The organism is Marinomonas pollencensis (assembly GCF_003387375.1).
In the GTDB taxonomy this organism is placed as follows: Bacteria; Pseudomonadota; Gammaproteobacteria; order Pseudomonadales; family Marinomonadaceae; genus Marinomonas; species Marinomonas pollencensis.
In genome coordinates this window covers 236960-261848 of the sequence record NZ_QUNG01000002.1, presented here as the reverse complement: position 1 = coordinate 261848, position 24889 = coordinate 236960, and the positions used below count along the sequence as shown (strand labels likewise).

Annotated in this window: 28 protein-coding genes; 8 read left to right on the top strand and 20 right to left on the bottom strand. The window is 43.4% G+C overall.

Annotation, left to right across the window (positions count from 1 at the left end; all coding sequences use genetic code 11):
- Window positions 1-14: 14 nt before the first annotated feature.
- The 6 genes from yjjX to DFP81_RS04120 all read right to left on the bottom strand — a co-directional run bounded on the left by yjjX (window position 15) and on the right by DFP81_RS04120 (window position 5265).
- Window positions 15-566 carry an inosine/xanthosine triphosphatase gene (gene yjjX / locus DFP81_RS04145; RefSeq protein WP_115896500.1) on the bottom strand — a complete coding sequence of 184 codons (552 nt, stop codon included), beginning with the start codon at window positions 564-566 and terminating at the stop codon, window positions 15-17.
- A 70-nt stretch (window positions 567-636) separates the two neighbouring features.
- On the bottom strand, window positions 637-1734 hold the full coding sequence (aroC, locus tag DFP81_RS04140; RefSeq protein ID WP_115896499.1) for a chorismate synthase: 1098 nt from the start codon (window positions 1732-1734) through the stop codon (window positions 637-639).
- Window positions 1735-1738: 4 nt separating this feature from the next.
- Window positions 1739-2653 carry a 50S ribosomal protein L3 N(5)-glutamine methyltransferase gene (prmB, locus tag DFP81_RS04135; RefSeq protein ID WP_115896498.1) on the bottom strand — a complete coding sequence of 305 codons (915 nt, stop codon included), beginning with the start codon at window positions 2651-2653 and terminating at the stop codon, window positions 1739-1741.
- A gap of 52 nt (window positions 2654-2705) precedes the next feature.
- Window positions 2706-3464 (bottom strand): hypothetical protein, encoded by a 759-nt coding sequence (locus tag DFP81_RS04130; RefSeq protein WP_115896497.1) that lies wholly within the window; start codon window positions 3462-3464, stop codon window positions 2706-2708.
- Between the two features lie 137 nt (window positions 3465-3601).
- Window positions 3602-4615, bottom strand: a complete 1014-nt coding sequence (locus DFP81_RS04125; protein WP_115896496.1) for a S49 family peptidase — start codon at window positions 4613-4615, stop codon at window positions 3602-3604.
- Window positions 4612-5265, bottom strand: coding sequence for an HAD family hydrolase (locus tag DFP81_RS04120; protein WP_115896495.1), 654 nt, complete (start codon window positions 5263-5265; stop codon window positions 4612-4614). The genes DFP81_RS04125 and DFP81_RS04120 overlap by 4 nt, the downstream gene beginning before the upstream one ends.
- A gap of 68 nt (window positions 5266-5333) precedes the next feature.
- Between DFP81_RS04120 and DFP81_RS04115 the strand changes: the two genes are divergently transcribed.
- The 3 genes from DFP81_RS04115 (at window position 5334) to DFP81_RS04105 (ending at window position 6969) form a co-directional block, all read left to right on the top strand.
- A complete protein-coding gene (locus tag DFP81_RS04115; RefSeq protein ID WP_115896494.1) occupies window positions 5334-5756 on the top strand; it encodes a MaoC family dehydratase in 423 nt (140 codons plus the stop codon).
- 271 nt (window positions 5757-6027) lie between these two features.
- On the top strand, window positions 6028-6333 hold the full coding sequence (locus DFP81_RS04110) for a hypothetical protein (RefSeq protein ID WP_115896493.1): 306 nt from the start codon (window positions 6028-6030) through the stop codon (window positions 6331-6333).
- Between the two features lie 42 nt (window positions 6334-6375).
- Window positions 6376-6969, top strand: coding sequence for a CBS domain-containing protein (locus tag DFP81_RS04105; protein ID WP_115896492.1), 594 nt, complete (start codon window positions 6376-6378; stop codon window positions 6967-6969).
- A gap of 62 nt (window positions 6970-7031) precedes the next feature.
- On the opposite strand, the gene tusA is transcribed toward DFP81_RS04105, so the two are convergent.
- The gene (gene tusA, locus DFP81_RS04100) at window positions 7032-7265 is read right to left on the bottom strand and encodes a sulfurtransferase TusA (protein ID WP_115896491.1); all 234 of its coding nucleotides are present in this window, start codon (window positions 7263-7265) and stop codon (window positions 7032-7034) included.
- Between the two features lie 53 nt (window positions 7266-7318).
- The gene (locus DFP81_RS04095; RefSeq protein ID WP_115896490.1) at window positions 7319-7915 is read right to left on the bottom strand and encodes an alpha/beta family hydrolase; all 597 of its coding nucleotides are present in this window, start codon (window positions 7913-7915) and stop codon (window positions 7319-7321) included.
- Window positions 7916-8085: 170 nt separating this feature from the next.
- Between DFP81_RS04095 and hemN the strand changes: the two genes are divergently transcribed.
- From hemN to DFP81_RS04080, 3 genes are read left to right on the top strand one after another with little or no spacing between them, the layout of a single operon-like run.
- Window positions 8086-9456 (top strand): oxygen-independent coproporphyrinogen III oxidase, encoded by a 1371-nt coding sequence (gene hemN / locus DFP81_RS04090; protein ID WP_115896489.1) that lies wholly within the window; start codon window positions 8086-8088, stop codon window positions 9454-9456.
- Between the two features lie 22 nt (window positions 9457-9478).
- Complete coding sequence (fnr, locus tag DFP81_RS04085) at window positions 9479-10240, top strand: fumarate/nitrate reduction transcriptional regulator Fnr (protein ID WP_115896488.1); 762 nt, start codon at window positions 9479-9481, stop codon at window positions 10238-10240.
- Window positions 10241-10267: 27 nt separating this feature from the next.
- Window positions 10268-10810, top strand: coding sequence for an adenine phosphoribosyltransferase (locus tag DFP81_RS04080; protein WP_115896487.1), 543 nt, complete (start codon window positions 10268-10270; stop codon window positions 10808-10810).
- Window positions 10811-10909: 99 nt separating this feature from the next.
- Here the strand turns inward: DFP81_RS04080 and DFP81_RS04075 are convergent, their stop codons facing one another.
- The 4 genes from DFP81_RS04075 to DFP81_RS04060 form a co-directional block, all read right to left on the bottom strand.
- Window positions 10910-11476, bottom strand: coding sequence for a YfaZ family outer membrane protein (locus DFP81_RS04075; RefSeq protein WP_115896486.1), 567 nt, complete (start codon window positions 11474-11476; stop codon window positions 10910-10912).
- Between the two features lie 11 nt (window positions 11477-11487).
- The gene (gene ttcA, locus DFP81_RS04070) at window positions 11488-12324 is read right to left on the bottom strand and encodes a tRNA 2-thiocytidine(32) synthetase TtcA (RefSeq protein ID WP_115896485.1); all 837 of its coding nucleotides are present in this window, start codon (window positions 12322-12324) and stop codon (window positions 11488-11490) included.
- A 104-nt stretch (window positions 12325-12428) separates the two neighbouring features.
- Complete coding sequence (locus DFP81_RS04065) at window positions 12429-12962, bottom strand: SprT family zinc-dependent metalloprotease (protein ID WP_115896484.1); 534 nt, start codon at window positions 12960-12962, stop codon at window positions 12429-12431.
- Window positions 12952-14718, bottom strand: a complete 1767-nt coding sequence (locus DFP81_RS04060; protein ID WP_115896483.1) for a RecQ family ATP-dependent DNA helicase — start codon at window positions 14716-14718, stop codon at window positions 12952-12954. Before DFP81_RS04060 ends, DFP81_RS04065 begins: the two co-directional genes overlap by 11 nt.
- A gap of 94 nt (window positions 14719-14812) precedes the next feature.
- Here DFP81_RS04060 and DFP81_RS04055 point away from each other — a divergent pair, with 94 nt between their 5' ends.
- Complete coding sequence (locus DFP81_RS04055; protein ID WP_115896482.1) at window positions 14813-15457, top strand: YecA/YgfB family protein; 645 nt, start codon at window positions 14813-14815, stop codon at window positions 15455-15457.
- Between the two features lie 119 nt (window positions 15458-15576).
- Here the strand turns inward: DFP81_RS04055 and DFP81_RS04050 are convergent, their stop codons facing one another.
- The 7 genes from DFP81_RS04050 to DFP81_RS04020 are packed head-to-tail and all read right to left on the bottom strand — an operon-like array spanning window position 15577 to window position 23248.
- Window positions 15577-16719 carry a SpoIIE family protein phosphatase gene (locus tag DFP81_RS04050; protein WP_115896481.1) on the bottom strand — a complete coding sequence of 381 codons (1143 nt, stop codon included), beginning with the start codon at window positions 16717-16719 and terminating at the stop codon, window positions 15577-15579.
- A 12-nt stretch (window positions 16720-16731) separates the two neighbouring features.
- On the bottom strand, window positions 16732-17034 hold the full coding sequence (locus DFP81_RS04045) for an STAS domain-containing protein (RefSeq protein WP_115896480.1): 303 nt from the start codon (window positions 17032-17034) through the stop codon (window positions 16732-16734).
- 24 nt (window positions 17035-17058) lie between these two features.
- Entirely contained in the window at window positions 17059-17364 is a 306-nt protein-coding gene (locus tag DFP81_RS04040) for a BolA/IbaG family iron-sulfur metabolism protein (RefSeq protein WP_115896479.1), read from the bottom strand.
- Between the two features lie 10 nt (window positions 17365-17374).
- Window positions 17375-20791, bottom strand: a complete 3417-nt coding sequence (locus DFP81_RS04035; RefSeq protein WP_115896478.1) for an SbcC/MukB-like Walker B domain-containing protein — start codon at window positions 20789-20791, stop codon at window positions 17375-17377.
- A gap of 11 nt (window positions 20792-20802) precedes the next feature.
- Entirely contained in the window at window positions 20803-21441 is a 639-nt protein-coding gene (locus DFP81_RS04030) for a DUF4194 domain-containing protein (protein WP_115896477.1), read from the bottom strand.
- Window positions 21441-22832 carry a Wadjet anti-phage system protein JetA family protein gene (locus DFP81_RS04025; RefSeq protein ID WP_115896476.1) on the bottom strand — a complete coding sequence of 464 codons (1392 nt, stop codon included), beginning with the start codon at window positions 22830-22832 and terminating at the stop codon, window positions 21441-21443. Before DFP81_RS04025 ends, DFP81_RS04030 begins: the two co-directional genes overlap by 1 nt.
- Before the next feature lie 35 nt (window positions 22833-22867).
- Window positions 22868-23248, bottom strand: a complete 381-nt coding sequence (locus DFP81_RS04020; protein ID WP_115896475.1) for a sirohydrochlorin chelatase — start codon at window positions 23246-23248, stop codon at window positions 22868-22870.
- A 196-nt stretch (window positions 23249-23444) separates the two neighbouring features.
- On the opposite strand from DFP81_RS04020, the gene DFP81_RS04015 reads away from it, so the two are divergent.
- Complete coding sequence (locus tag DFP81_RS04015) at window positions 23445-24329, top strand: TIGR01777 family oxidoreductase (protein ID WP_115896474.1); 885 nt, start codon at window positions 23445-23447, stop codon at window positions 24327-24329.
- Window positions 24330-24334: 5 nt separating this feature from the next.
- On the opposite strand, the gene DFP81_RS04010 is transcribed toward DFP81_RS04015, so the two are convergent.
- Window positions 24335-24844, bottom strand: coding sequence for a DNA topoisomerase family protein (locus DFP81_RS04010; RefSeq protein ID WP_115896473.1), 510 nt, complete (start codon window positions 24842-24844; stop codon window positions 24335-24337).
- Window positions 24845-24889: the final 45 nt, after the last annotated feature.

The window sequence follows — 24889 nt, the reverse complement described above, 5'->3', positions numbered from 1 at the left end:
TATCAATTTTATCCTTAAACATACAAATCAGGGTGAAGTATGGGGGCCATTGCTAGTATGAGTGCTTGGGTGTATGTGCTTTCTCGGGTTGCTAGGTTGTTGGTTAACACCCCTATTGCTCCCCCTTTCTGTTTGATGTTTTCCATTTTAAAGACATCATCCATTACCTGCCCGAGTTCATCACCACAAACCAAACGCTGATAAACTGAGTTAGGCAGTGGAAGATTAGCAGAGCGGCCAGTATGAATTGTTTTATCGCGACCAGAAATACAAACATACGCGAAAGTGGCGGCACCCTCCTCAAACTGATCAACACCTCCTTCCATAGCGACAAAATAATCTTCTTTTGTATCCGTGTCCATATCGATGCAGTTGCGTACCCGTGTTTGTGCCCCTAAGCGAGTTTCAGATTCTGTCATTGGCTGATCGGCAACACCGGAGTCAACATTAACGCCTTCACAATGAATGGTGTGATTTGGAAAAACTTGACTAAAGGCCTGGTGCGCAGCGGTTACTTTTACAGGATTTTTTGAAGCTACTAAAATTCGTATTACTGTGTGAGACATAGAATGAGGCACTCCTTTAAAAAACAAAAGCCGCAGTCAATGGCTGCGGCTTTGGTAAGTCTGACTAAATTTAGGCTTGCGAGTTAATGATTGGCGTTGGGCAACTGACACCGGCGTTTTGGGCTCTGTGTCTTAATAGATGATCCATAATAGTTAATGCAATCATTGCCTCTGCGATAGGTGTTGCACGGATTCCAACACAAGGGTCATGGCGACCTTTGGTAATCACATCAATAGCTTCGCCAGCGCGGTTGATGCTTTTTCCTGGAATCGTAATGCTAGAAGTAGGCTTTAATGCCATATGAACAATAATATCTTGTCCAGAAGAAATACCACCTAAAACACCACCTGCGTGATTACTTAGAAATCCCTCAGGGGTCATTTCATCACGATGTTGACTGCCTTTTTGTTCAATAACATCAAAACCATCACCGATCTCAACGCCTTTTACAGCATTTATACTCATGATGGCTTTGGCAATATCAGCGTCCAATCGATCAAATACTGGTGCGCCAAGCCCTGGCATGACGTTTTTTGCGATAACAGATATTTTCGCGCCAACAGAATCGCCTTCGCGGCGCAACGCGGTCATGTACTGTTCAAGTTCAGGAATGGCATCAGGGTCAGGGCTGAAAAAACTGTTTTCGTATACTTGGCTTAAATCTTTCACTTCCAACTTGATTGGACCAAGTTGCGACAAGAAGCCCTGAATTTCGATACCAAATTCTTGTTTTAGGTATTTTTTAGCGATCGCACCTGCAGCAACACGCATTGCGGTTTCGCGTGCAGACGAACGTCCACCACCGCGATAATCACGAAAGCCATATTTTTGATCGTAAGTGTAATCGGCGTGGGCTGGGCGGAAGGTATCTTGAATATTACCGTAATCTCGAGAGCGCTGATCCGTGTTCTCAATGATTAAACCTATCGGTGTGCCGGTGGTTTTGCCTTCGAAAACGCCAGACATAATTTTGACTTCATCTGCTTCGCGGCGTTGTGTGGTGTGTTTTGACGTGCCAGGCTTGCGTAAATCTAAATCGCGCTGTAAATCTGCTTCAGATATTTCAATGCCTGGAGGGCAGCCATCTACGATAGCGCCCAATGCAAGGCCGTGACTTTCACCAAAGGTGGTGACTTTAAAAAGTGTTCCAAATGTATTACCAGACATAATGCTACTGTTGCTCGTGTAATAGTTGGTTAAGTTGTTCTTTCGTAAGGATAAAAACCCCGTTTCCGCCCTGCTCTAATTCAACCCACATAAAAGGAGTATCTGGGTAGGCAGCTTGTAATGCAACCTCAGTATTACCTACTTCGTACACCAATATAGCGTCATCGTTCATATAGTCTGCAACTTGTGCGAGAAACTGATGAGTAAAGTGTAGACCGTCTTCGCCTGAGGTGAGGGCCAGCTGGGGTTCATTATGAAACTCGGCAGGCGCTTGTTGAAAGTCTTGTTGATCCACATAGGGAGGATTGCAAATAATAAGGTCGTATTTTTTGCCTGTTAATGCTGCAAACATATCAGAGTGAATCGTTTGGACACGCTCTTCAACCTGGTGAAGCGCAATGTTTTCATTGGCCACTTTTAGCGCTGCGTCACTAATGTCAGTGAGATCAACCATGGCGTCATCAAACACCAATGCAGCAGCAATACCTAAACAGCCACTGCCAGTACACATATCTAGGATGCTAGCAGGATATTGATTTAGCCATGGGGAAAATTCACTTTCAAGCAACGAGATAATGGGTGATCTTGGGATCAAGGTGTCTTTTGTTACTTTAAATGGAAGTCCCATAAACCAGGCTTCGCCCAACAAATAAGGCAATGGCTCACGTTTTTTGATGCGTGTATCGATAAGCTTGAGCAGGCGTTTTTTTTCGTTGTAGGTGATCGCGCAATCTAACATGTCACGGTCGAAATCAAGCGGTAAACTTAAGCCACCCATAACCAAATGAACGGCCTCGTCCCAAGGGTTATCCGTGCCATGACCATAAAAAAGATCCGCTTGTTGGAAGCGGCTGTAGCTGTAGCGAATAAAGTCTTTAATGGTGTTTAAGTCGCGAACTGCGGATTGTCTACTGCTCATTAGGATTTGGCCATGTCTAGGGTAAAACGAAGCGGCATTATAGCCTTTATTGCTATTGGTCTCTATCCTTGAGCTGGATCTGAGCAATGGATAAAGCGAATTCTTCCATTTGTCGGGTTAATTTTTCCAGCTGGTTTCGATCTTGTCTTTCAGATTCAGCGCTCTGCTTTTTAAGCTGCTCTTTAAGTTGTGTATTCTCTTCAACTAAACTGGTAATTTTATTGTCAAGCTTGGCTAGGTCTACGGATTTTTGCGATAAATTTAGAGTAAGCTCATCTCTTTCTTTTTGCGCTTGCTTGCTCTGCGCTTCAATCACTTTATTTTGCGCAACCAAGTCTTCGTTGCGTTGCTCAAGGGCTTGCTGTTTGGTAATAAGACTTTGCAGCTTCATTTCCAGCTGCTGCTTTTCTTCAGTTACCGATTCTAAGGCATTTTGAGTTTCACAAAGTTCATTGCTTAATGAGAGATAACCTTGGTGAGTGGCATTTTCTTTGAGCGCTTGCTGTTGCTCTAAATCGACCTGTTTTTCGTCCAGTAGTGTTCCCAAAGTTTGTGTGATTTCACGGGAAAAATGATTAAAAGCAGGTTGAAGAGCGTCGCTTAACTCTTTTAATTGATGCTGCTGGTACTCTTTGTAGGTCTCTTCCCATTCACTAATGGCATTCAATAGCGTGGTGTTTGATGCATGACGGCCATCTTTGTTAAGAAAATACTCAGCAATACGTGGAATATTAGGAAAATGATTCTGCTCCAATAAATCCCAGCATGCTTGATGAATCTCTTCTCTTGCGATGTTTGCTTTACGAGCCATGATGAATCACCTACTTGTTTAATAATCAATTAAGTCATTATATTATCTTTTTTATCATTTAAATAGTTTTCTCTGTTAAAAAGCCCCCAAGCTGCACGTCCATGGTTGAGGGCTTTATATACTTGCTATCGATTAGACTAGTGCAAGGAAAAACTCGTTAAAATCTTAGTTGCAAATTGCACACCAAATTCTTTAGCCACTTTTTCCCATGGATCATGTTCAGGGGCGAAAACAATTGGAGTGGCATTTGCAAAGCGTGTTTTTAGTAGATTGTGCGCACTGCTCAAACCATCAATTAACCCGATCTGTTCTGCTTGCGCGCCAGTGAATACCATTCCAGAGAAAACATCATCTGTGATGGTTAAGCGCTCGCCTCGGCCGACTTTCACCGCATGAATAAATTGCTGATGGGTTTCATCCAATACAGCCTGCCATTTTTCTTTACCCTCTTTGCTCATAGGCACAAAAGGATCCAGAAAATCCTTATTACGACCTGCGGTAAAGGTGCGTCGCTCTACGCCAATTTTATCCAGTAACTCACTGGCATCCCAGCCAGCTGAGATCACTCCGATGGATCCTACTAAACTGGCTTTATCTGCGTATATTTCATTTGCCGCGGAGGCGATGTAATACCCCCCAGACGCGGCTAAGTCTTCAACCACAACAATCACAGGAATATTAGGATATAAGCTTTCTTTTTGACGAATGGCATCATAAATAATACCGGCATGCACAGGGCTGCCACCTGGGCTATTCATTTCGATGACAACACCGGTTAAATTATGACGTCGATACGCTTCATCTAACAGCTGGAGATAATCTGACGCTTCAATATCTGCCCCACTGCCAATAACACCGCGCATGGGAATAATAGCGACCGTGTCTTTGTCTAACCCCGCTGTGCTTGGCGTCATTTGAACTGTCGCAACGCCAATAACCGCGGCAATGAAAAATAATGTGGTAAAGCGAAAGAAAATTTTCCAACGTCTCGCACGACGTTTTTCAACCACAGTATCACTAAGCGTTTTTTCCAATAACTGCCAAAGTTTAGCGTCCGTATTGTCTACCGGCTTGTGTTCTTCTGCTTGCAGGGAGGATGATGACACCGCCTGCGATTCTTTCTTATCTTGCTCTTCTTCGGTCCAGCTCATGGGGTTGTTAATCCTAAAATTGACGTTAGTTGTCTAATATCACTGATGATAGCGTGTGGGTTACACGCTTTAAGGCGATCTTGGTGATGGGCTCCGTATGTCACCCCAACACTGCGCATGCCTGCATTGGCTGCCATTTTCAAATCGTATTCTGTATCGCCGATCATAATGGCTTCATCTGGGCTGAGGTTTAATTCTGCTAAAATTTGCTCTAGCATTAATGGATGCGGCTTCGAGACCGCCTCATCAGCACAACGGGAAGTAACAAAAAAGCCCTCTGTGTTGGTTAAGCCCATAACACGATTAAGTCCACGGCGACTTTTTCCCGTTGCTACGGCCAATTGAATGCCGGACGCTTGCAAACTTGTCAGCAGCTCCAAAACCCCTTCATATGCATTAGGTGGTGTTTGATCCTGACTGACATAAATGTGTTTATAGTGTTCGGTTAGCTCGGCCCGATGTGCATCGTCCAGCTCAGGCCAAACCGTTTCGATGGCCGTATCAAGTGATAAGCCGATGATATTTTTAATGTCGTCATACTCTCTTTTCGGGGCGCCAGCGCGAACACCTGCTTCAAGCATACTATTACAAATACCTGCAATAGAATCATAAAGGGTGCCGTCCCAATCAAAAATCACTAACTTAACCATGCATTACCTCTTAAGAATGGAGCGCCAAGAGTGTAACATAGCGAAAAACTGTAAGATAAGGATTAGCAATGACTTCTGGTTTCACTTTAGAGCAATTATCGATCGACCAAAGTGTTGAGTACAACAAGATAGTGACTGAGGATGATGTACACACCTTTGCCGCTGTCACTGGGGATTCCAACCCAGTTCACCTCGATGCTGAATACGCTGCAACCACCTCGTTTGGCAAACAAATTGCTCATGGCATGCTTTCTGCCGGCTTTATTTCTGCAGCCATTGGCACCCGCCTCCCTGGGCCTGGCTGCATTTACCTAGAGCAAAATCTAAAATTCCGCGCTCCAGTGTTCATTGGGCAAGAAGTAATAACGCGAATCACGGTAACCGACATTAATGAACGCCGCCGTCGAGTGACACTGAAGACGGTTTGTGAATGTGAAGGCAAAGCAGTAGTGACTGGTGAAGCGACCGTGATGATACCAGCAGCGGAATAATCTGTTGCGTTAACAGACTCAACCGGTTATTTAGCATCAGCGCCGTTCTTATTTAGCTCGAATAAGAACGGCGTTTTTGTATTAGTAATAAATCTTTTATCTATCATTACCCTTTTATAGTAAACAAACATGATCCTTTTGTCCTTATAGTGAACGACATCCTAAGAAAAGATATTGGATAGTGTAAATACGTGACATGTATCAAAAAAGGCTGGATTTATTTTCGCAGAAGAATATATTTAACCATATAAATCATGAGTTAAGGCTTTATATGAACTTCCATCTACTGATCATTCTTGTCGTTATTGCGTCGTCTTTATTGACGTTATCGCAACGCGCAAACGCACAAGAGGAAAGTAAGCAGCGCTGGGTACCAGTAGCTAGCCAGATGGTCTGTGAAGCTGCCATCCCCGATTTAGACGTTGACCCTGTTGATGATAGCTATATTGCTTTATACCTTTCTTTAAACACCTTAACTAAAAAACAGCAAAAGCTATTATCTTTTTACCGTCATCCCATTACAAGCTCCCCAGCCGACCGGATTAAACCAAGGGCTCCTCCTGTTTTCTTGATATAACTCACCAATTTACTTTTTTAAATTATTTTTTGGAGAACTATCATGAAAACACTTACTTACGTATCTACTAAAAGCATTGAAGCATTAACTTGGCCTGTTACTATTGAGAATACCAACCTGTATTCTCCCGCTTTAAGCGTGTTCACAGACTTTAAAACCGCGGCCCCTCGTGTTATCGAAGCCAGCACTCGCGCTGATGAGTTGGTTCGTCTAATGAGAAAAGAACACGTTCGCCTAAAAATCGTCGTGGATGCTAACAATGGCTTTGTTGGTGTCATTTCCCTAGAAGATCTATCTGAAGAAGCGTTTATTAAACAAGTTGCTAAAGGCTACACGCGTTCTGAACTTTTGGTGACAGATTTGATGCGCAATAAAGAAGACATATTGGCTTTGTCTTATGCCTCTTTAAAAAACGCAGACATTGAATCTTTACTTTATAGCCAAAAAAATAATGAATTAAAACACCTTCTTGTTATCGACCAAGACAGCATGAAAGTGCGCGGTGTGATTTCTGCAAGTGATATTGCGCGTCAGTTAAAATTAGACATCGACGTTACTTTCTCAAGCTTCCACAACATTTATAAACTTGCTTTACTTGGCGAAGCACATGGCGACAGCAAACTGCAAGTAGCTTAATTGTCTCCTGTATAATGAAAAAAAGCTCATTTCCTAATGTTGGGAAATGAGCTTTTTTATGACTAACTGTCTTTCTTTTCAATCCAATAATAGTAACACTCGCCTTCTTGTAGTTGCTCCAGCAAAGTGTGACCTAAAAAGTTACAAAATTTTGGAATATCTCTTGTGGTTGACGGGTCTGTTGCCGTTACCTTTAAAATCTCTTTCGCGCCTAACTTGCGCATTTCTACATGCAGCATCATCACAGGTTCAGGACACAAGAGTCCGCTTGCATCGAGTTCAGCTTGGTGTTCCATTAGTTTTGTTACTCACTTTATTAATTCATTGCCCCTATTATAGGGAGTGCTAACTAGCAGTCCAATCCATGGGATGCTAGCCAAGTTTCAATCAAATGTGAAAGATCATCAATAACCTGTTGTTGGGTTAAATTTTGCTTTTTTAAGGTTTTAAAATCATGGTCAGCCCCTTGGTACCAGCGAATCTCAATATGGTCATTAAAAACCTGTTCATTTACCCAGTCAGGTTTTCCAAGTGCATCTCTCGTACCTTGAATAATAAGGCAAGGTACGCTGACCTCGGCTAAGAAAGACAGACGATTTTTTTCCTGCTTACCGGGTGGATAAAAGGGAAACCCTAAGCAGACAATCGCCTTCACATTGCTTTGTTGGCTCAGTTGGGAAGCCACTCGCCCCCCCATAGATTTACCGGCCACAATCACCTTCTCTTCTGAGGAAATCTGCTCAATAAACTCAGGCACAAGACTGGCGAATTTTGAAGGTGGTCGTTTTTTTCCTGTTTGCTCTTGCTGTTTCATGTAATCAAATGTGACAGGAATAACTGGTCGTGCATGCTGCTTTATTAAGGTAGACGCAAACAACTGAAGAAAATCACTGGATTGGTGACCTGCGCCAGCACCATGGGCGAAATAAATAGGAAGTCTCGACATAAAATAGAACACCAGTGGAAAAAGCCAATTAAAACAGATTCATATCGAGCTTTGAAGCGCTCATCTAAAGTGTTGCTAAACACCACATAGGAAAAACCTTGATCTATATCAGGAAGCTGAATGCCAGCAAGGAGTAAACTTCTTATTAGAAAATTTAATAGGAAGACATCATGCTTTGGGACCAATCTCTCATCACCAAATACAATCTGTCTGGGCCACGTTACACCTCTTACCCAACGGCGCCCCAATTTGATAACCAGATTAGTAAAATAGCGCTCATCGACAAAATGCTATTACCTAGCCAAGACCCTATTAGTTTGTATTTTCACATCCCTTTTTGTGCACATCTTTGCTACTACTGCGCTTGCAATAAGGTGGTTACCAAGCAATACGACAAAGGCACAGAATACGTCGAGCTACTCGAAGAAGAAATGCGCCTTAGAAGCTTAATGATCGACAATAGCCGAGCCGTTACTCAATTGCATTTTGGTGGTGGCACCCCTACTTTTCTTTCTGAACAACAATTAGAGCGGCTTTTTGTCGCCATTAAGCAGCACTTCAACCTAGTACAAGACGGCACTCAAGATTACAGTATTGAAATTGACCCACGAGAAATCAGTCTCGCTAAAATGGCTCTATTGGTAAAGCATGGCATTAACCGGATCAGTATAGGTGTGCAAGACTTTGATCAGCAAGTACAACAAGCTATTCACCGAGTCCAACCTTTAGAGATGGTGCAGAATCTGGTACAAGACGCCAGGAAGTTGGGCATTAATTCCATTAATTTCGATTTAATATACGGCCTACCAAAACAAACCCTAAGTGGGTTTAAAGATACCCTCAATAAGGTAATAGAGCTTAATCCAGAACGTATATCTGTGTTTAATTACGCGCATTTACCAGATCGGTTTCGCTCGCAACGGCGCATACAAGAGCAAGACTTACCTTCACCAGACACCAAGCTAAAACTGTTAAAGCTGAGCATAGAAGCATTGACCCAAGCAGGCTATGAATACATTGGCATGGATCATTTTGCAAAGCCAAACGATCATTTAAAAATCGCGCAATTAAATGGCCAATTACAACGTAATTTTCAAGGTTATACCACGCACGCAGATACCGACCTGATTGCTTTTGGCGTATCCGCGATTAGCCAATTAAAAGGGGTTTATATTCAGAATCATACCGATCTCTCTCTGTACCAAAACAGTATAGAAAATGGTCAACTAGCCATCATGAAAGGTTATATAAGTGACCCTGATGACTGTATCCGTCATCAGGTTATTATGACCTTAATCAGTCAATTTGAATTAGATAGCCAGGCTATTGAGAGCAAATATAAGGTCTTGTTTGCTGATTATTTTCAGCAAGAGTTAGAGCAATTAGCTCATTTAGAGAAAGATGGCATTGTTGAACTTTCATATCGAGAAGAACATACTTGTATTAGAGTAACAGAGCGAGGACGCCTCTTGATTCGTTGTGTTTGTATGGTATTCGATAAATATCTGACCAACGCCATCAAGTATTCTAAAGTTATATAATAATTTACATCAGGGAAAAATCATGTCTATAAGCAGCGCACCTTCGAGATTCAGTAGTAAATTGACGTCACAATGCCAAAACTGCAGTCTGAGCGCTTTGTGTCTTCCTATTGCCCTTGCGGATGAGGATATAAACAAGCTTGATCAAATTATTGAGAGAAAGCGACCGCTTAAAAAAGGCGATATTCTGTTTCACCAAGGACAAACATTTGACTCTGTTTTTGCGGTTCGAAGCGGCACGCTTAAAACCTTCAATATTACCGCTTCTGGTGAAGAGCAAATTACCGGATTCTATTGCCCAAGTGAGCTCGTTGGCCTCAGTGGGATTGATAACAATGCATATCCTATAACCGCAAAAGCATTGGAAACAACCACAGTATGCGAGATACCTTTTAGTCACCTTGAAAACCTCAGCTCTCAAATCCCATCTCTGAAGCATCAGTTATTTCGCGTTATGAGTCGCAAAATCAGTGATGATCAGCAAATGATGGTATTGCTTGGCAAGAAAAACGCGGATGAAAAAGTCGCTTCTTTTTTATTAAATCTGTCGACTCGTTTCAAAAAACGTGGCTACTCCGCTACTTCATTTCGTTTGGCGATGTCTCGAGGCGAAGTGGGGAATTATTTAGGGCTTGCGGTGGAAACCGTCAGTCGTGTGATGACGCGTTTTCAAAAAAACGCGCTGATAGAAGTCGATGGTAAAGAGATTACCATTATCAACCTAGCGCAAATGCAAAAGTTGGTTGGGATAGCAGACGATTGTGGTAGAATAGCCGACATTTGATCCAATAATTTAAGGCAATCTTTCCTTATGCTGTACGACGACTTTTATGTTAAATCACTGATTCAAACGGTTGAAGACTGGCCAAAAGAAGGCATTAGCTTTCGTGATATAACGCCAATTTTTAGTGACCCGAAAGGTATGCGAATGGTAGTGGATGCGTATGTTCATCGCTATATTGCCACTGATATCACGCACATTGCTTGTATTGATGCCCGTGGCTTTTTGATCGCCGCGGTGTTGGCCTACGAGCTGCAGAAGCCGCTTATTTTGATTCGCAAAAAAGGCAAGTTGCCAGGCAAAACCATTTCTCAAAGTTACGACCTAGAATACGGTTCTGCCGAGCTAGAAATTCAACAAGGTGCGGTTAAAGAAGGCGATCACGTACTGCTTTTTGATGATTTAATTGCTACCGGCGGCACCCTATTTGCTGCCATTGAGCTGCTAACGGGTCAAGGTGCTGAGATAAAAGAAGTATCGGCGATTATCGATTTGCCTGATCTTGGTGGTAGCCAGAAGCTACAAGAAAACAATGTACCAGTATTCAGTCTTTGTGCCTTTGCAGGCGAATAATCTTTGATCGTTATTCGCTTCTACTGGCGATGCTTTCATTGAAAATAAAAAAGGTGGCCAATTTGGCCACCCTTTTTATTTACGTATAATGATTAGTGCTTAAAAAGCAACAGAAGCACCAATGCTCAAACCATCACTCGTCTCACGACGCTCGTCATTTGTGTAGACAGACACAGTGCTACCATAACCAATGTAAGCACGGGTGTTTTGTGTGGTCATGTATTCACCACGAATGTCGTAAGTGTACATGTGATCTAGACGAGAGACCGACAAGACTTCAGGAGAGTAATAGCCTGATGCATAAATACTTAAGCGGTTTGCCATTGGGAAGGTATAACGGTACCAACCACCTAACGCCGCCGCTACGGCCACATCATCATTTTTACCATTTAGATTATTGTCTAAAGCATAAAGACGAACACCTAGACCAATTTGCAATGGGCCACTTGTGTCTGTGTCTTGTATGTTCAAGCCAACATATCCTGAAGAAGTATCATCGTCAGAATCGTGCGTACCGCCTGCAGTAAGGGCAAAAGGTCCCATATCCATGCTGACATCCGCTTTTGCCATGTCGTTGGTTAAACTCACGCCTGCACTTGAAGCGAAAACCATGGATGAACTTAAAATACCCGCTGTTAGCAGTAAAGCCTTATTCGTTAGATTCATTTCCATTAATCCTATATTGAGATGATGTTTAACTTGTTAAAAGCATCTTCTGATTGCTTTAATTCTTTAAAGTCGAATAATTCAGTATCAGCAAGGTGGGAAGGCACGACATTTTGCATCGCGGTAAACATAATATCCGTACGCCCCGGATAGTCCTTATCCCACTGCTGAAGCATATCTTTGACCACTTGCCGTTGAAGATTTTGCTGGGAGCCACACAGATTACAAGGAATAATAGGGTAAGACTTCGCTGTTGCAAACGCTTCAATGTCCTTCTCTTTGCAATATGCCAAAGGACGGATAACCACATGCTTGCCATCATCGCTAAGCAATTTTGGCGGCATAGATTTTAACTTACCACCAAAAAACATATTTAAAAAGAGGGTTTCTAATATGTCGTCCCTGTGGTGACCCAATGCGATTTTCGTCGCACCAATTTCTTCAGCAAATCCGTATAGAGACCCCCTTCTTAAACGTGAACATAAGCCACAGGTGGTTTTACCTTCCGGTACAATTTCTTTTACTATGCTGTAGGTATCACGTTCAAGAATGTGGAAATCCACCCCAACTTCTTCTAAATAAGCCGGTAATATATGCTCAGGGAAGCCTGGTTGTTTCTGATCTAAATTGACCGCAACAATATCAAAATGTATCGGTGCACTGGCTTGTAAATTTCTTAAAATCTCAAGCATGGTGTATGAGTCTTTGCCGCCAGATAAACACACCATCACCTTATCACCCTCTTCAATCATATTGAAATCGGCAATGGCTTGACCTGTTTGTCTGCGTAGGCGTTTTTGGAGCTTGTTTAGCTCGGCTTTTTCTTTAGGCTTGTTAGTAAAATCCATGATCCACACGTGTATAAAACGAAATGCGACTATCTTACTATACTGACTCTGTGCTCGCATTAAAAAACATCCCGTCAGCTAAGATGAAAGCGCGAAAGCTTAATTCAGTCCGCTAAATACAGCAGCGGTGCACGGCAGAGTTTACACATGTATTCGGTGCCCTTGAGTGCTCGATTATGGCGACGAGCAGTAAAAGTGTGTACTTGACACTGGCATTGGTAGCGAAACGCTTTCTTGGGAAGGGGGATATCAAAACTGTGAGTGCGGCTGGGTTCAAGTTGATAGACTTTTCTCATAACCGCCTGCCACTCTTTTCCGTGGGGGCGCACACTGTTGCCATAAATTTGATAAACAATGATATGTGCCACTTCATGGGGAACAACCGTTTCTAAAAACAGTGTTGGATCTTGTTGCAACATAAAAAGATTAAAGCGCACTTCATTTTTATGCAAATGAGCCGTGCCAGCCGCCCTTCCCCTTTGTTTTAAATTACAGCTAGGAAGCTGAAACTGATTGCCAAAAAAAGCATTGGCTTGTTGAATACAAAAGGCCACTTTTTGCTGCACTTGCAACGCGAGAGAAGCATCACTTCTTATCTCCAATTCAAGGCAATCTTGTGGTTGGCGATTAGCAGACATAATTCGACTCCTCTTGCACTTCGTTGTCTTCTAATAAAGACAGCAATGACGCTGCGAATGTCGCCACTGTCTCTTTTGACAAACCCGTAAGGCGGCTGAGTGAGGCAATGGAATTAGGCTTATACTGATAAACCTTACGCAGTTGGTTGTCACTTAAAGTGTGATTAACTTGCGATAATTTCCAGCTCATAAGCTTATGCCAAGTGGCGGTTTCATTTAGATCTTCTTCACTGCCTAAAAGTGGGTAATAGCGTTCTTGTGGCAGCAAAATTTGTGCCTGAGACCTCAAAATACCACGGGCTTTTTCTTTTAAATGGACGCAAAATACAGGCATTTGATGAACCTCAATGTAATCAAAGGCAATAAGATGACGCACCACGGCCTTCCACTGGGCTTCATTAAGCTCTTTTCCTTTGCCAAACAAGGACAAGCGCTCTCCTTGAATGGCACTAACGCCTTTTGTTCTTTTCCCAAGTAATAGCTGAATTAACACAGAAAAGGGCTGAATCCCTCTAGTATGATAGATCAAGGAAAGTAATTTTTGGCTTGCGATGGTGCTGTTTTGCTCCGCAGAAGGGGCTAAGCAACGGTCACAATTGCCACAATCTTGTGCGCTTTCATCAAAATGCTTAAGTAGGTTCTTGCGCCGACAGCCGCGCCCTTCGAGTACTTGCAAAAAAGCGCTTAGCCGCTCTTTTCTATCATCATCGAGTTGATCTTGCAGCCCATTGAAGCGCTGCGCGTTCAGCATGTCTTGTAAACCGTAAAGCAACAGTGCTTTAGAAGGTTTACCGTCTCGCCCAGCCCGCCCTATTTCTTGAAAATATGCTTCAGGGCTATCGGGCAAGTCCACATGGATGACAAATCGAATATGCGCGATGTCTATGCCCATGCCGTACGCGGTTGTTGCCACCATAATCAACCCAGGCTGAGTAGAAAAACGTTGGTGATTTTCTTGTCTGGCTCTGTCATTCATCGCCGCATGATAAGGCAAACTTGGAAGACCAAGCTGGGTTAACCATGAGGCCAATTGTTCGGTTTTTTTACGTGAACGGCAATAGATAATGCCACTTTCCCCCGCCATCTCATGGTGCAAAAAGTACAATATCTGTCGTTTCGATTTACGTTTTTGAGCAATTTGAATTTCAATGTTTTTTCTATCAAAGCTGCTTTTAAGTACCAAGGCATGCTGCATTTTTAAGGAAGCTTGGATTGCTTTTACCGTCGAGCCATCCACGGTACCGGTAAGCGCAATGATAGGGACATCGGGGAAATTTTGTCGCAATTGTCCAAGCTGACTGTATTCTGGGCGAAAAGAGCTACCCCACTGGGTGATACAATGGGCTTCATCAACAGCAAACAGGGAAATAGACAAGCTATTGAGAAAACTCATCACCGATGGTTGCATCAACTTTTCTGGCGATAAAAACAGCAGATCAATGTGATTATTACGCAGCGCCCAAACCAGGTCATCATGCTCGTCTGGTTGCAAATTTGAATTCAGAAAATGGGCGTTCACCCCTTTGTCTTTTAGGCTCTCGACTTGTTGTGCCATGAGCGCAATGAGTGGACTAATAATAACGCCAACGCCATCTCTAATAAGGCCGGCGGATTGGTACACTAAAGACTTTCCTCCACCGGTAGGCGCAGCAAGCAAGACATCTGTGCCAGCGCACAAAGCATCGATGGCTTCTTCCTGTAATGGGCGGTACTGAAGGTAGCCTAATTTTGACAGAATGGTGTTCTTTTGAATCATTCGTGAATTATCTCTTAACCATAGAGATTGTGCATCGATTTTTGATGCTCTTTTCGCTAAAATCCCACACTTATTTAGTATTAGGAATTGTAAAATGGCACACCAACCTCTTGATGATCTTGAGTTAGACACACTGGAAACGTTTTTGGAGTCAGATCGGGTTCATGAAGAATGTCAGAATTTCGTTATGGCACATGGCTTTTTAACTGCGCTGGCAATTTGCCCTGTTACTATTTCTGAAGCACAGTGGCTGCCAGTTATTTTTGAAGACACGCCTGAATTTGAAAGCGAAAAACAGCAGAAACAAATCTTACAATTGCTAAGCCGTTTGTCGTTAGACATCCAAAAAGAGCTGGAGTCTGAAGATGAATTCATCATTCCTTGTGAAATAGAAATGGGAACCTCTGCCGAAGAGCTAAGTGAGCTTCAGGAGTGGGCAACCGGCTTTATGGAAGGCGTCTTCATGACTGAGCAACACTGGTTCGAGTCTGAGAAAGAAGAAGTCATTGCCGAACTTTTGCTTCCGATTATGGTGGCTTCAGACCTATTCGACGACGAAGAAGTCGTGCAAATCCGCCAAAGTGATAAGCTGACACAATCTTGTATCGAGCAAATTCCAGAAGTAGTTACGGATCTATTCCTTGTGCTAAGAACAGAGCCTGAAAAGCGCGGCCCAGCACCAGCAAGATCTAAGCATGCCGGTAACAAACAAGGTAAAAATAAAAAGAAGAAGCGCTAACAGAACAATTGACTAACAGGTCAATAAAACGGCCAGTTGAATGAAGCCCTTTTCAAATAGGAAACTTCACGACACTGGCCGTTTTTGTCGGTGTTAGAAGATTTTGTTTGGCCAGCGCCTTAAGTGTTTCGGATGGCCACTAAGGTAATATCATCGAGTTGCTCAGATTTACCTTGAAACCTGGTTAGGTGCGCCTCCATAGCGCTCTGCGCCTGATTGAGGTCTTGCTCAATGTAAGACGACATAACCAGCGCTTCCATTGCCTTTTCTCCCAACATTTGATGGTCTGAATTTTTCAACTCCACAATACCATCTGATGCCACAACCAGAGTGTCCTTAGCGCCAAGAAACGCCTTTTCACAATCCGCTTCAAACTCTTTCACGCTAAGAATGCCCAATGGCATATGATGAGAGCAAATATAATCTACGCTATCATCACCTCGTCGAATATAGCCACGGGGCATGCCTCCCCCCCAATATTCTATCTCGCCAGAAGGCTGAATCTGTATCATGTAGGCGGCACAAAACATGTAATCGGGTAAAATATTAAGCAGTATTTTATTTAATTGGGTTGCCAGTTCCGACAGTCCGATCTGATTATCCATACCATCAAAAAAAGCTTGCGCTACTGGTAAGGCGCCAATCGATGCGGATAAGCCATGGCCAGTAAAATCGCCTACAAACACAACTCTGGTTCCATCAGGCTGGGTGTAGGCCAATGCCAAATCACCATTAAAGTTGGTCGCTGAAAGGCGTGTGATAGCAAGGTGTTGGCTGGAACGTTCGCTGCGCGTTAAAATATGATCCAGCACTTGATGGGCCATTTTATGTTCGCGCTCAATCATAGATTGATAAAACGTCAGCTCACGGTTCTTGCGATACATCTCTTGGATCAGGTGGATTTGTCGTTTATGTGTGCTCACCCGAGTGCTAAACAGCATTTCATTAAATGGTTTAGGGATAAAGTCATCTGCGCCGGCTTTAAAGCAGGAGTTCATTACCGAATCAGAAATGTGAGAGGTGAGAAAAATAATCGGTACAAAGCGACCTGGGTCCATTCTTTTAAGAGCGCTCGCCAGCTGAACCCCGCTGCCACCTTGTATCACGACTTCTAGGGTAACCAAATCGGGTTTATGCACTTCATAGCATTGGATCGCTTCTTCATAGGAGGAAGCCGTAACGACTTCCATCCCCTCTTTTTGAGCGCACAAAGAAATAATTTCTTGATAAACCGGTTCGCCGTCAACGCATAATAGTTTCATAGAATCCGTTGTTTACCGTATTTCAAAGCGTTTATCGAAGCGTGAAATCATCAAAATATTTTTAATAAAATCATTCGCACCTTTGAGCTCTATGGTCACCCCTTCACCGAGGGCGTTTTTCATGCTCAACAACATGCCTAACGCCGCACTGTCTAGGTATTCTACTTGGCTTAAGTCGACACAGAAGCGATGCTGCTCACCAATAAAGTCGGCATAAGCTTCACGAAAATCATGGAAAAGTGAAAAATCAAAGCTGCCTAGCACTGATATTTCAATGGTGTTAGTTGCACTGTCGGCCGTAACTGAAATACTCATATTATTATCGAGCTGCTATCGCTCTCACTCGCCTCCATGGCATTTAGGTGAAAAAGGCGCATTTTGTTCACGCTCTTGCCACTCATCAAATGTATATAAATGCAGAGCCAAAGCGTGAATTTTTTGCATTTGAGCCTGTAAAACACCATATACCAGCTGGTGACGTTGCACCAGCCTTTTACCCAAAAAGGCATCGCTGACCAGCACCAGCTTGAAGTGAGATTCACTTCCCGCTGGCACATTGTGCATATGGCTTTCATTCTCAAGCACTAAATGCTTAACCTCGAATGCACCACGAATGGTTTCTTCTATTTCGTTCTGAATTTTCATTTTTGTCTCGTTATACTGGAGTCAGCTCAGCGTCGGCAGTGCCGTTTAATAAGGTTTTACCCTTTTCTTTAGGGTAAGCAACGTCGATGGAAACAGCCCCACCTTCACGCCAGACACTAATAATGGTGTCCATATTAGCAGCCATAACCGCACGTTTATCATCCGGAGCCGCCGCAATAACCTGCAAGCCAATGTCTTTCATAAAGCCCATACAAGTCGAGGTTTTAACCATATCAATTTTGTTGAAGGCTTCGTCGAACATGGCCAATGAGAAACCACCCACAATTTCACCTTCTGGGGTTTCATGAAGGCGATAGGTGGTGGACAACGCAGCAGCAATGGCCAGATAGAAAGGAATCTGGTGTTCACCACCGGAACCGGTTTGAATACGCTGGCTTAATGTTGTTTTCTTATTGCCTTCTTCATCAAGAATGTCGACTTCAAAATTATAGAACTTGCGGTAATCGGCCAGATCTTGCTGTTTTTCATCGTCTGTAATCAATTCCTGAATGGCCGTAATCGCACGTATGTGCTCAGGATCACCTGTGGCTTCAGGGTCAAACAAACCGCCTACATTGGCTTGGTCTTGAGCGCTAAAACGTTCCACTAGGTCTAAGATATCCTTCATATCACCATTAGGGTAATAACGGAATTGATAGGTTTCTTGGTTGAATGGACGGCGTTTTAGACTGTGATTTAATTCACGAATAATATGCGCAACTTGATCAAGAGAATCTTTCAACTTAGACACATAATCAGAGCGGAACGTCTCTTCTGCTTCGCGACGCGCCAATTCGGCTCGTTTCGCGTACTTCGCCAGCTCAGTTTCGCTCAATACATCAATTTGATATGACACATAATGCTGGAACTCTTCAAACTTAGACTCTAGGTAATCCAGCTGGATGTCATTATCAAGGTTAGCTTGATGGTATTTTGCATAATGGTCAGCGACTTCTTTTCGTACCTTCTGATCAAAGCTACGAACCTTGTCTTCGGCTTTTTCTGCACGACTAATGGCTTCTTTGTAAATCGCGGCACCATTGACCATGCTGTTTTCCAATAAGGAATAGCGCTCACTGGCAAACTCGGCATTATAAAGCGGGTTTGAGGTAAGGCGATTACGTTCTTCATCAAGTGCTGCAAGTGCTGAACTAAGTTGATTTTTCTGGGTGTTCAAGGCGCCATATTGCTCAGCAATTTGCTGACGCTCACGATCAAGCTTTTTCTGGTCTAGCTCAACGTTGGCAATGCGCGTTTTTAACGCCTCAATTTTTTCTTGCAGGTCTTTATCATCGTGCTGTTGTAATTGCGCAATTTCCGCTTCTACATGACTCAACTCTTGAGCGATACGGGTGACCGCATGACTTGAATTATTGAGCGATTCCACATCAAACTGATTGCTGGCCATGACTCGACCCAGCAAATTGTCTGCTTGCTCTAAACGTTGATCGACTTTCAAGTGATTCATCAGCTCACCGCTTAGGGCTGCCAATTGTTGCTCACGAGATTCACGCATGCCTTCTGTGTTGATGCCAACCATCATATGGGAGGTAAAGCGAATCGTCGAAATAGTCCCCGACAATTTCAACATACCATCTGCCGTCATAGCACTGTCTTCGCGCAATAGTTCGCGCTCAGTTTCAACCGGTAAAATCCCCCCCAAACGGCGGTTCAAATAGGCTTGTGCATGATCATTGTTACAGCGAATGAACTTCAGAGCGGATTTGTGATTACCACGATTCAACCACAACCGAGTTTGTGTTGTATCAATGACTCGACAACCCATTAATTGACGACGGTGCGCGCGAAAAATACGAATCGCTTCCTCAGCATCATCAGGGTCGACAATTAACGCTTCCCGTTGCGCACCTAAGTAGCCCTCGATCGCATCTTGCCACTTGCGGTCAGTCACTTCGGCCAAATGGCTTAATGGTGTTGCGGTAATATTGGCATCGCTTAACAAGCTTATTAAACGACGGGTATTCTGAGAAAGTGGGCTCACCCCTCCTTTCAAAGAAGACACATCCGATTCAAGCTGTTTACATTCATCTTTCAAATTTAAAATCGTGCGATTCAGTTCAGATCGCTGTCTAAAAACGAGAGATTTTTCTGTATCCAGGGTTTGATTAAGCGTCGCTAGAATGTGTGTTAGCGGTTTTAAATTACCTTCGATCTTACCGTCAGCGCTGATTAAACCACTGTGCTTTTCTACCTCAGCGATCACCGCATTGGTTTCGGCCGACAGAAAATCTGCAAAGCCCTTAAGAGAAGACAATAGCAGGGTTAACTGGTGCGCCTGCATGATGTTCTTTTGATCTTGTTGACCTTGCAGGGTAAGAAACTTCTTATTTTGCTCTAATTGCTGAAGCTTCAATCCGACATCGGAATGCTCGTATTGTTGCTCAAGGCGAATCAGTTGACCTTGAAGCTGCTTTAACAAGCTGCTTTGGGTGGTTAACTGCTCATCAATCTCGTCTTCACGCTCTTTATGCAACTCATACTGATCTTGGATATCATCTTGCTTGGTGCCAAGCTCATCAAAGCGCGCTTCGGTGGCAATCCAGTGATAATTGACAGCCGATTGCTCCTGTTGCAGTTTTTTCTCACAGTCCTGCTGAATTAACTTCAGATCGTCAATTCGCTTTGCCACTTCGAGGGTTTTACTTTCTAATTGGCGATACTCATGGAGCGATTTTTGGTAAGCACCAACTTGCAGTGGCGCTTCAGCCAAAACAAAGTCTTGTACAAATCGGGTTGGCGAAGCAATAGGCACAAATTTAAGTGCATTTTTAAAGTTCTTTAGAAAACCATCCAAGGTAATCAGATGATCGGCACTGGGGCTTAATTCTTCTAAATAACGGTTGATATACTGGGTTGCAGAAGCGCTGCCTGATTTGATATAAGGGTCAAAACAGATTTTCTTCATGGCTTCACGAACTTCAATCCAAGGCTTGGCTTTGTAGCTTTTGCCTTCCATTGCTTCGATAAAATCTTCTCTTCGGACACCATAATTAGGCAGCACGAAACGCCCTAATATGTCTTCTTCAGGCGATGCCAATGAAGCACTTAAACACAGGCCAACCGTAGACTCGTTGCCCGTGTTGCTGTCTTCAAAAACCAAGCCCAAGTAACTGATCGCATCTTGCCGTGGTTGTGTGCCACCCACTTTTTGATTGGCTTGTCCCGCATCAATCATACCGAGAATATAAGAGCGGATGCTACGTCCACTGGCCTTACCATCGTTGGCACTGGCATTGTAGTTAAGATGACGTTTACTGGCACCGGTTAATACCGTTTGAATCGCATCCAACAAAGAGGATTTACCGGAGCCGGTGGGCCCGATAATAGCGGTGTTACCGCGGATATTGATTTCTTCTGCCCCTAATAGGTACCAGTTAACCAATACAATTCGATTTAACTTTTTCATGTCTTGGTCCTTTATTCCTGGTTTTCTAGCGCTGAAGTTTGTTCGTCATCATCAAGGTCATCTTCGTCCGGATCGGCTCCATTAAAAGACTCTAACTGTCTTAAATAAGCCTCTGTGACAATTAACCTAACCACTGGCGTGATGTTGATAATGACGTTTTTGCTGTCTTCTTCATAAGCTTTGCCGCGAATAATGACACCATGTCGACTCAATAAAGACAGAATATCTTTGAACCGCGTTTCAGTGGGTATTTCGCGCTTTACTAACTGCACATAGCGCTCGAGAATGGTGTGAGTATTTGTGGCAACAAAGCCATTATCTACTTCAAAGTTTTCGATTTTTTCTTCATAAATCTGGCGCAACACCAACAAAAATAAGGTTTCATCGGTTTTTAGGCGAACAAAGGCTTCCCGTTGAACGGGTAATACCCCCGCTAAACGCTCATTCTCATTAAGATAGAGTTTCATGCCTAACGCATCAAAAATTTTACCAAAATAGTCTTGGTAAGCTTCTAATAATAAGTAATGTTTACGCTGGCCATGCTTGTACGCGCTGGCAAATTGGTTCGCAAGAACGAAGTTGGCCGTTTGCTGAAACTCTTGAGCGTCTTTCCCTGACTCTTCGACGACTTTCTTTAATTCTCTAAGCATTACGCTTCGCTCCTACGGACCACATTAAATTCTCTGCATTCAACAAAATCATGTACATCTAAAAATTGCTCAGTAAATCGGACTTCAAACGCTTTTTCAATTTTCTTCGCCGTCACCCCTAATGAGCCCACATAACGCAGATGATCAAAGCACACAAAATCTTCAACAGACTCGATAGTGAAATCCAAAATATGCTTGTTTGGCTGGTTCTGCATTTGGCGCTCTAGATAGGACTGTAACTTGACCACAGTGACTTGGCGTGCCTCATGGAAACGGCGTTGTTGTTCACGCAACTGAATGGCATTAACCGACACTTCCGCTGGGGTCATCACCCTAGGTGGTGGTGGTTCACGACGGCGCATTGGTTGAGCAGCAGATTCCATTCCGACAAATTTAGAGCTAACCACATTCTTCAGCACAGGAAGCTCGTCAAACTTGGCCGCGTCGGTGATTAAGCCGGCAATCTTATTGGCCATACCAGGACGCGAACTGTCCATGTATCTGGCTGTATCCGCTGCGCGTTTTTCCAGTCGGTAGCGATATTCATCAATACGGTCAAGACGCTGGTCGATGTTGCTGAAAGTCTGAATAATGTCACGACAATCTTTTTCGACCATAGCAAGGGCAGCGTCATAGCTGATTAGCTGTTGGTCGACATAACATTGTGTCACACTTTTCAGCAAATCAGGGTTAGCTAAAAACTCTTGGGCGTGCTCTAAAATCTGGCGACGAAACCGAAACGGGTTATTACTGGTTTTAATGGTTTTGTAATCAGCAATCAAAATGCCTTCAACAAACAAATCAAAAAAACCGGCCACAATAGCCTTAGGGTCCCGACTAGAGAACAACTCTCGCTGTAAACTGCGGATACCCAACAAAATTTGGTTGAGATGTGCCGAAAACTCACGACTCGCCTCGGCGGATTGGCTAAGTGTTACACCACGTTCTTTTGGGTATTTAGCGACCGACTCAAGGTTGCTTAAAATACTCAGCACGGTTGCACCATAATTACGTTTACCGTGACGGCTTATTTCTACCAAGGAGCGTAATAGCATGGAAATTTGTGGCGTCATTAGTACACTAATTCGATACAACTCCTGCTCTTCTACCAACCAGCCGGTGTTTACCAAGCGATGGTAAATGCGTAACGCAAAGTCGTGGATGGTTTTCGGCGATTCAAACGATTCTTTTTGATCGTCATGCCACGCTAAGGTTTCCAGCTTATGTAGGGTATCTTCGATGGATTCTATAATCGCCGACTTTTCTTTAATCGGGTCTTCTGCGTGATCATAAAAAACATCTGCAAGGTCGTATAATACGGCCTCAATTAAGGCACGATTTGAGCCGGATAGCGCCTGGAATATTTCGTCCGGTAAATGTTTAAACAGCATTCATCGTGCTCCAGTGCTCAGCAATAAAGATGGCATCATTGTTCTCTTCCTAAGTGGCGTGCAATGGCTGTATACATAGCTTTTTTGACCAGTTCGTCGTCACCAATCGGAGGCAACAGATCAATCTGTAAATGCTCATTTTGCAGGGCGTCAATTTGCGCAGGAACATCCTGTCTTAGGTGGCGACCAACAGCAAAAAACAAAGGCAAAACAGCGACTTTTGTTATCTTTTCGTCAAGCTGTCCCACCACATCTTCTAATGTCGGCGTGGTTAATTCCATATAAGCCAAACTGGAATGGTCGGAACCATAAAATTCTACCGCTTGCTCATATAAGGCTTCAAATGGCTTTTTCCATAATGGGTCTGGACTGCCATGAGCAAGAAGGATGATGTGATCGTATTCTTTGTGTTGCATTTTGATACCTAATGTTTCAGCTTCCCCATTTTAGCCATCCTACCTGAGAAAAAGAAGGCGTTATAAGAAAAAGCTTAGCTGGCTTTTAAATATTGCAGTGAAAACTTAATATTTGATAAAAAAATCCGAAGTGATTGATCCCTCTTCTGATTTTTTGCGTAACTATTTGATTAACGATTAAACAAAAGGCGCAAAAATGAAAATACTAATTTCCGGAGCAACAGGATTTATTGGCAGCGCCTTGGTTGCTTTGCTGCAAAAGTCTGAACACCAACTGTACGCACTGGTACGACAAGTAGACACGCGACTGCCTCCGAATATCAGCCAATACACCCTAGCCACTTTAGCGGAATTAGATCAACCGCTCGATGCTTTCATAAATCTGGCAGGCGAAGGAATTGCGGACCGACCTTGGAGCAAAAAGCGTAAAGCCAAACTATACGAAAGTCGTGTCACTCTGACCAAGCAAGTAAAAGAACAACTAAAAACACCTCCTAAGATGGTCTTGTCCATGTCAGCAATAGGCTATTACGGCAGTTTTTCGGATGCCGAAGTTGATGAAAACAGTCCCGCCGGAGAGGGCTTTGCCCATGAACTTTGCCAAGCGTGGGAAGCCAGCGCCCTAGCCTTTAATGAACAAGGTACAAGAACCGTCATTTATCGCCTTGGCGTCGTGCTATCAGAACAAGGAGGCGCGCTAACAAAAATGCGGCCTTCCTATCTATGTGGTTTAGGGGGAAAAATCGGCAGTGGTAGGCAGGGCTTTTCTTGGGTGCATTTAGACGATGTGCTGAAGGCCATTGAAGCCGCGTTAGACAACCCAACTTTTACCGGCATATACAACCTTACCTCGCCCCATATGGTTGAACAAAAAGACTTTGCCAAGGTGTATGCAAAAGTACTTAAACGGCCGACTTTTATTACTGTTCCTAAGTCAATATTACGCTTAACCCTAGGTGAAATGAGTTCATTACTTACCCATGGCGTTAAAGCGTATCCTAAGCGACTGATCGAACAAAAATTTTCTTTTGATTACGCCAATTTAGCAGAAGCCTTGTTGCAATTAGAAACAAAAACTTAATGCTGTCAACGTTTGCGACGCAACACTGGCAAGCCCTTATCATCATTAAGAGTGTGGTTACATTTTGGGTATTCTATACAACCCCAAAAATAGCCATTTTTGCTTTTTTTACGAACTAAATAGTGACCACATTCGCGACACGGGTACTTTTTAGTGGTGGTAGGCACGCCATTGTCGTCTTCCACTGTCACTTTGCACTCTGGATAACGACTGCAGCCCCAAAAAGCATTATCTTGAAAGCTTTTACGGCGTAATGGGGATTGGCAGGCAGGACACAGATAGCGCTTGGCTCGTACTGGCTTACCCTGCTCGTCGCTCGCCGTATAATCGCAGTTAGGGTAAGACTCACAGCCCCAAAAGACACCATTCTTGCCTTCTTTTTGCAGCAACAGACTTTCGCATTTAGGACATCGATAACGAACCTTAGGGGCGACTAAGTGAGCATCGTCTTGCGCAATAAACTCTTGCTCCCAATAACGGGAAGGTAACGGATTATGCTCGTCCTTTTGTTTCATTGTCACACATGCTCATTCGCGGTTGTTTTCGCTTTATCAAATTAG